This window comes from Methylorubrum sp. SL192 (genome assembly GCF_026672325.1).
GTDB classification, from domain to species: domain Bacteria; phylum Pseudomonadota; class Alphaproteobacteria; order Rhizobiales; family Beijerinckiaceae; genus Methylobacterium; species Methylobacterium extorquens.
In genome coordinates this window covers 3,759,481-3,766,469 of the sequence record NZ_JAPPQV010000003.1, presented here as the reverse complement: position 1 = coordinate 3,766,469, position 6,989 = coordinate 3,759,481, and the positions used below count along the sequence as shown (strand labels likewise).

6 protein-coding genes and 1 pseudogene are annotated in these 6,989 nt (G+C 62.6%); 3 read left to right on the top strand and 4 right to left on the bottom strand.

The window, feature by feature from the left end; all coding sequences use genetic code 11:
- The 4 genes and pseudogenes from OVA30_RS18415 to tnpC form a co-directional block, all read right to left on the bottom strand.
- Positions 1–257 (bottom strand): annotated as a pseudogene (locus tag OVA30_RS18415) (transposase); the annotation flags it as partial.
- 767 nt (positions 258–1,024) lie between these two features.
- Positions 1,025–1,843, bottom strand: a complete 819-nt coding sequence (locus OVA30_RS18410) for an IS5 family transposase (RefSeq protein ID WP_268176316.1) — start codon at positions 1,841–1,843, stop codon at positions 1,025–1,027.
- Positions 1,844–2,092: 249 nt separating this feature from the next.
- Positions 2,093–2,857, bottom strand: a complete 765-nt coding sequence (locus OVA30_RS18405; RefSeq protein ID WP_268176315.1) for an IS5 family transposase — start codon at positions 2,855–2,857, stop codon at positions 2,093–2,095.
- A 254-nt stretch (positions 2,858–3,111) separates the two neighbouring features.
- Positions 3,112–4,392, bottom strand: a complete 1,281-nt coding sequence (tnpC, locus tag OVA30_RS18400; protein WP_268176314.1) for an IS66 family transposase — start codon at positions 4,390–4,392, stop codon at positions 3,112–3,114.
- A gap of 188 nt (positions 4,393–4,580) precedes the next feature.
- On the opposite strand from tnpC, the gene OVA30_RS18395 reads away from it, so the two are divergent.
- From OVA30_RS18395 to OVA30_RS18385, 3 genes are read left to right on the top strand one after another with little or no spacing between them, the layout of a single operon-like run.
- The gene (locus OVA30_RS18395) at positions 4,581–5,069 is read left to right on the top strand and encodes a TIR domain-containing protein (RefSeq protein ID WP_264045761.1); all 489 of its coding nucleotides are present in this window, start codon (positions 4,581–4,583) and stop codon (positions 5,067–5,069) included.
- Positions 5,070–5,078: 9 nt separating this feature from the next.
- Positions 5,079–6,239, top strand: a complete 1,161-nt coding sequence (locus tag OVA30_RS18390) for a toll/interleukin-1 receptor domain-containing protein (protein ID WP_264045763.1) — start codon at positions 5,079–5,081, stop codon at positions 6,237–6,239.
- Positions 6,240–6,241: 2 nt separating this feature from the next.
- Positions 6,242–6,898, top strand: coding sequence for an SLOG domain-containing protein (locus OVA30_RS18385; RefSeq protein WP_268176313.1), 657 nt, complete (start codon positions 6,242–6,244; stop codon positions 6,896–6,898).
- Positions 6,899–6,989: the final 91 nt, after the last annotated feature.

The window sequence follows — 6,989 nt, the reverse complement described above, 5'->3', positions numbered from 1 at the left end:
TCGGACACGGCTGGTGCCGAAATGTCTTCGTCCGCCTGCACGGCTTGGTGATTGCCCTCCAGTATGCGTCGCGTCCAGGCGAAGAGCTGAGACGCCCCGATCCCGGCCCACCTCGTCACGAACGAGACCGACATGCCGGGCTGCATCGTCTCCTCGACCAGCCGCACCTTCTCGGCCGTGGATCAGCGACGACGACGCTGAACGAAGGAGATGACCTCCACACGACCGGGCGGAGCAAACCTCGGATCCGATGACATAATCTTGCTCCTAGGCGAATGCCTATGCGAGCTACGTTGCTTGCTCGGTGAAAACGGGGTGCAGTTCATCCACCCGCACTGCATCCCCTACTTGACCTCCCACTTGCCGACTTTCCCCGTTCCTAGAAAATGAGCAACTCCGGAGTTGCCAGGTTGGGCTTCACCCGGAATAAGATTGTAGAAGAAAGCCTCAACGTTAGCGCCGCTCTCGCCGACGAGCAGTCCCGTCCCCTTTACGGCGAAGCCGGGAACCACGTTCGTACCAGATTTGTACTTACCGCTTCGAGATTTAATAATATCACCCGCCCCGCCATTGGTCCCCGACCATTTCTCAGTTCCTCCGTTAAGAAATACAGAAGCAGTCTCACTATCTGATGAGGTGAGTCGAACGGTAATATCTGCAGCATTCGCCACGGATACACCGTATAGAAGTCCTACGAGGGTAATTGCTAAGCTTGCGCATCGTACGATCATCATCGGGTCCCCCTCTGAAATTAGGAAGTCTGTGATACCTAGCGCGTATCTGACGTCACTTAAGATCGCTACAGGCACTTCAGCGACATACGAGACTCCGAACGATGCGGTCGTTGTCGGCACGCCACCAGTACCGCAATCGTGCACCGAGATAGTAGTTAAAGATCCCGCCCCGGATCAAGGAGAAGTCACCATCAGCCCGCGTTTGAGCTTGCGTGCGGGGTTTCGGGTCGACCGACTGTGCGCAGGAGGTGCTGCGAGTTGGCGCTACCCCATTCTGCTTAGACCCTGTTTCATAAAGCTCGGGCGATCCGTCTGACGAGGATCATGGCTGCGGCGAGGACGAAGAAGGCGAGCGCAGAGGACGGGGTAGCCTCGTGGTCGCGAGCCAACCTGCGGCAGCGGGCGATCCAGCCGAAGCTCCGCTCGATGACCCACCGCCTGGGCTGCACCGCAAAGCCCTTCTGGCCCTCCTTGGGTTCGACGATCTCGACCGTGATGGTCGTGGCCGCGCCAACACGCTCGCCTCGATAGGCACGGTCGGCAAAGCAGTGGGCCAGGAAGGGAAACAGTCCGCGCGAGGCTCGAAGCAGGGCAATCGCGCCGTGGCTGTCGTGCAGGTCAGCGGGTGAGACCGCAGCCACGAGCAGGCGCCCGTCTGTATCCGTCAGTGCGTGGCGTTTGCGCCCGACGACCCGCCGGGCCGGATCGTAACCGCGTTCGCCGGCCACCCCCACGCCACCCGAGCGGGCAGCTTGCGCATCGACGACACAGCCGGTCGGGCAGGCCTCACGTCCGACGCGCTCACGGTCGGCCATCGTGAGGGCATGAGCGAGGCGCTCGAACACGCCTGTCTGCGAGAGACGCAAGAACCAGCGATGCACCGTGCTCCACGGCGGGAAGTCCAGCGGCAGATGCCGCCACGCGCATCCTGTCCGCAGGACGTACAGGATGCCGTCGAAGACCGCGCGCAGGGGCCGGCGCCATGGGCGGCCTGTGCTGGACGGCGCAGGCAGAAGCGGCGCAAGCACCGCCCACTCGGCATCGCTGAGATTGGTTGCGTAAGGCAGGCTCTCGCGCGCAAGCTCGGCGCGGGCGGCGGGCGTCCACATCGGGGTTCCTGGGTGAGCGTCAGAAACTCTCCCAACGCCTGCGATGCTCGCCGCTCACTCAATAGCTAAGCTGTTCTGCCCATTATGAAACGGGGTCTTACGAGGCTTCAACGCCCAAGACCTTACGGCGGGTTGTTCTCGTCCCCGGTCTGTCCGGTTCGCCATCAACTCACATGGCCCTCGCAATCTCATTCGCGCGGGTACCACGCTGTTGGTGGAACGCGTCCTCAGGCCGTCGCCGAGCCGAACCTAGAGGCTGTTAGGGGCTTCTGCGAGGTCGGCCGCCCTGCGGAGTAGCAGTACACTGACGGCGACCAGGTGAAGTCCTGCCAGGGTGGTGGGCAGGCGTTCATAGTCACGAGCGTGGCGGCGGAAGCGCGCCATCCAGGCGAAGGCGCACTCGACCACCCACCGTCGCGGCAACAGAACGAAGCCGCGCTTGGCCTCGGGCAGTTTCACGACCTCCAGGGCAATGCCGTGATCTGCCGCCGCCTTCGCTGCACGCTCGCCCGTGTAGCCTTGATCGACATAGGCGAGATCTACGCTGTCGCCGGTCGCCTCCTGCACGGCATCAGCCAGCGCGGCCACGGCAGCCCGATCGTCGGTGTTGGTCGGTGTGACGTGCAGCGCCAGCACTTGTCCAAGCGTATCGACCGCCACGTGCAGCTTCGAGCCGCGGTTGCGCTTGTGTCCATCCCAGGCCTCGCGAGCGCCGCTTTCAGGCGTCGAGCGCAGGGTGCGGCTGTCGAGCACCACGTCCGAGGGCTCCTCGGCCCGACCCGAGGCGAGGCGCAACACGGCGCGGAGGTCGTGGACTAGGTTCTCGAAGCAGTCGGCCCCCAGCCAGCGTTGCGCCTGATCGTACACGGCGTGCCAGGATGGCAAGTCATGGGGCATCGCGCGCCAAGCCACGCCGTATCGCACCACGTAGCGCAATCCATTGAACACCTCCCGCAGGCTGTGTTCACGCTGGCCGGCCGCTTCAGGCAGCAGCGTCAGGTAAGGGGCGACCAAGCCCTATTATTCATCGCTGACATCGGATGGGTAGGCGCGGCGGGACTGCATCCCCCAAAACTGGTGCACCCAAAGATCCGTAACAGCCTCTAAATTTTCTGATGCACAAGCGCTTGGATAATCGCCTGTGCGCGCTGTCCGGGGCAGATCACAAACTAATGCTGCAGGGCAGACATGCAGCAAGAGACTTCTCGTGCAAGTGATTCGGTACCACGGCTGTTGCGAGTAATTACCCACGCCTGTGATGGCAGGGTTCAGGCACCGATGGTTTTGAGGACGGTGCTGAAGGGGCTGCTGCCTGTGAGGCGCGCGGTGTCGACGACGGTGCGGATGGCGGCCTCGCCCTCGGCCGCCCACATGACGCGATAGCCGTTGGTCACCTTCCGCTGCACGACAGCCGGACGAAGCAGCCGCTCGGAGCCGTTGTTGGTCGGCTCGACCTTTCCGGGATAGGCGAGGAAGACCAGGAGCTGCTCGCGGGCGCGGCTGATCTTGGCCTGCAGCTCGCGGGTCAGGTCACAGCGGCTCGGCGTGGTCAGGATGGCACCGAGTTGCCGATCCAGGCTCCGGCGCTTGGCCGAGAGCGTCGAGGCCGCCAAGTCGGTGACGCGCTCGGCCAGGGCGAACACGCTCTGCAACCAGAGCTGCAGGCGCCAGGGGACGGGATCGTCGCTGACCTCGACAGCGTAGGCGACATCGCGCGCCAGATGAGCCAGGCAGGTCTGGTGCTCATCCGCGTGGCCTTGTTGGGCCGTGTAGCGATCCGAGATCCACACTGCGGGCCGGTGCCCGTCCATCATCTCGCGCACCACGACAGCGCCGCGCGTCGGCGAGGCCGTGTGCACCACCGCGTCGGCCGAGTGGAACAGCCAGTGGTACGCGTTCGAGCCCTCGATGCGCACGCCGGTCTCGTCGCAGGCGACGACCTCGGCCTTGCGCAGGACCGAGACGGCCGCGTCACGACCGGCACGGAACCGGCCCTGCGCGCGCCGGAGCAGGTTCATCAGCCCGCCCTGGCTGAGGGTCAGGCCGAACAGGTCGGACAGCGCCGCCTGCAGCCGTTCGTATGAGAGCGCCTGAAAGATCTTCAGGTACGTCGCCACCGCATGCAGCCGCGGACCAAACGGGGTGCCGCGCGCTGCCTCCGGCACCGGTGCGACCACCCGCTCCCCACAGCGCGGGCAACAGACCGCGAGACGCTGGTGCTGCGTCACGATCGGCGCCACCGCGGGCAGCTCGATCTGCTCGGCGACGCTGGCGACCTCTGCCGGAAGAGCGGCGTGCAGGCTGGCGCCGCAGCACGCGCACGCCTCGGGACGATGCTCGACGACAGCATCGGGATCGTCGCTGACGACGCGGCTATGGCCCTCGTGACCGGGCTTGGCGCCGCCGGGCTTGGACTGCGCGCGCTGCTCATTGCGATCGGTCTCGGGCGGTTTGGACGAGGTGCGCGACGTCTTCTCTGGCCGCTGCAGACGCAACACCAGCTCGATCAGCTCTTCGCGGCTCAGCCGTTCCAGTTCGCTGCGGCCCATCTCACGAGAGAATCAGCGAAACCCATCCCGCGCAAGGGCGTGGGTAATTACTGTTGCGAGACGCCGAATGCCGTCGCGCTCGCCTGAACGATTGCCTGATGCCATAAGAGGGAAGCTGGAGGGTTTGCCATCGAGGCATCCTCAGCGACAAGCTCGACCGAACCATTGGGCATGGGACGAGGTTATCTATGGCGAGACGGGTCTTTTTCAGCTTCCATTACGCTCGGGATGTCCGACGTATCGTCCAGGTCCGCAATTCTTGGGTCGTTCGGGCGAAAGGCGAAGCGCAGCCCTTCTACGATGCCGCCGCGTTTGAGGAGGCGAAGAAGCGCGCTGGCGGCATCGAGAAGTGGATTGAGGAACAACTCAGGGGCACGTCGGTGACCGTAGTACTGTTCGGCGCGCAGACCTACGAGCGTGAGTGGGTACGGCACGAGATCAAGCGCAGCTACGAACTCGGAAAGGGACTGCTCGCTATCGACATACACAAGGTGAAGGACCCGCAGCTTGGCGCAGACGTGCAGGGCAAAAATCCTCTATCCTACTGGTCAGTCGAACAAAACGGCCAGAAGGTACCCTTTAGCAGCCTCTATAAGACATACGATTGGGTCCAAGGCGACGGCTACACCAACATGTCTTCGTGGATTGAGGCCGCAGCGACAGCGGCAAGGCGTTGAGGTGCACCGATGAGTTTATATGAGCTCGCGATCCTGGGTCACGTAACGCAAGACGAGAAGGCAATCCTTACCGCGACGCTGTGCGGGATGATTGAGGACTTCGGTCTTGCCATTGACGAGGACGTGCGCATTCTCGATGGAACGAACGTGGCTGCGCGGGACAAGCGTGCGGCGTTTGCCGCCGTCTATTTCGCCAGCGAAAATCCCTTGGACGTTGAGGCCACGCGGGAGGTGGTCCGCTCGAGCGCACCGGTCATTTCAACTGTCGCTGCCGACAGCGACTTCGGATGTCAGGTTCCCAATTTCCTCCAATCTACTAACGGATTGAGGCGGCGCAACGATGATCCAGCGATGTCTGAACTCGCTTCCGCGTTGCTCGAATGCGTGGGACTGCTACGAAGGCAGCGACGGGTATTTGTCAGCTACCGTCGAACAGAGTCACGCGCAGCCGCATTACAATTCCACGACCTGCTCACCGAGCGCGGGTTTGATGTCTTTCTCGATACGCACGATATTCGGCCAGGAGACCCGTTCCAAGACGTCATCTGGCACCGCCTGGTCGACGCGGACGTTATGGTTATGCTCGACACGCCGACCTACTTCGACAGCCGCTGGACACGCCAGGAGATTGGGCGCGCCCGCGCGAAGGACATTCAGGTGCTCCGGGTAATCTGGCCTGCGCATACGCCCAACAAGCTGACGGACATGGCCGAGACGGTCTACCTTGAGCCCGCCGAACTTGCGGGACCTGATGGGCCCATCGCTCAGACTGCTGCCGAAGCAATCGTACTTCGTTTGGAGCGACTGCGCAGCCGTGCGATCGCTGCCCGATACATGTCCATTACCGGTAAGTTGCGGGCCGATGTCGAAAAGATCGGCGCATCAGTGGACGGCGTAGGCGCTCATCGAGCGATCGCAGTGCGGCTGCTCGATGACCGAAAGATCTGGGCTTACCCGATCGTCGGCGTGCCGACCGCCGAAATCCTTAACGATGTCGCCGAAAAGGCGCGGCGCGCGGATCAAGGCGAGGTCCCGGTGCTGGTCTACGATCACATCGGAATCCGCGAAGCCTGGAGCGCGCACCTGCAATGGCTCCAAGAAAACATCCGTGTCGTCCGTGCCATCAAGGTCTCCGAGGCCGGTTGGGCACTAGCCGGCTGGGAGGGCTGAGCTTGACCGAAGCCGTATTCCTCTCAGCAGGTATCCCCGATCCACGACGCGGACCGCAATACGCTGCTACCGCCGACACCGTAGCGATTACTGCGGCGGTGTCGGCGCTCGTCCATGTAACGCTCGGTCGTCGGCTGCTCGTCTGGGGCGGCCATCCGGCGATCACGCCGATGATCTGGGTGATCGCACAGGACATTGGCGTCGATTACGGAAGCTGGGTCCGACTCTACCAGTCGCGGCATTTCGAGGATGAGTTTCCGCAGGACAACGAGCGTTTCAAGAATGTAACGTTTACTGATGAAGTCGGATCAGATCGTGAGAAGAGCCTCCTGGCAATGCGCGAGCGGATGTTTTCAGATCATCGATTCAAAGCCGCCGTGTTTATTGGCGGCATGGGCGGGATAGTGAATGAGTATGAGATGTTTCGGCGCCTGCAACCTGACGCTACTGTCGTCCCAGTTATATCAACGGGTGGTGCAACACTCGATGTCGCCGCAAAGGCCGGACTCTTCTCAGATGATCTTGTCAGCGACTTTGACTATGTGGCGTTGTTCCATCGACACTTGAATGTTTCGGTCAGGGAGGAGCGTTTCAGAAGTCCAGAAGCTCAGCCAGCCGCGGTCGAGCAACGCTTCTGGGACGCTGGGACAAAACCGTGATCCGCACTGGCATTCCTGCGAGAGGACGACAGACACTCGTGAGCGCAACGGCGCTGCCTTCCAATATCCTCGCGGTGTGACTCGAAGTAAG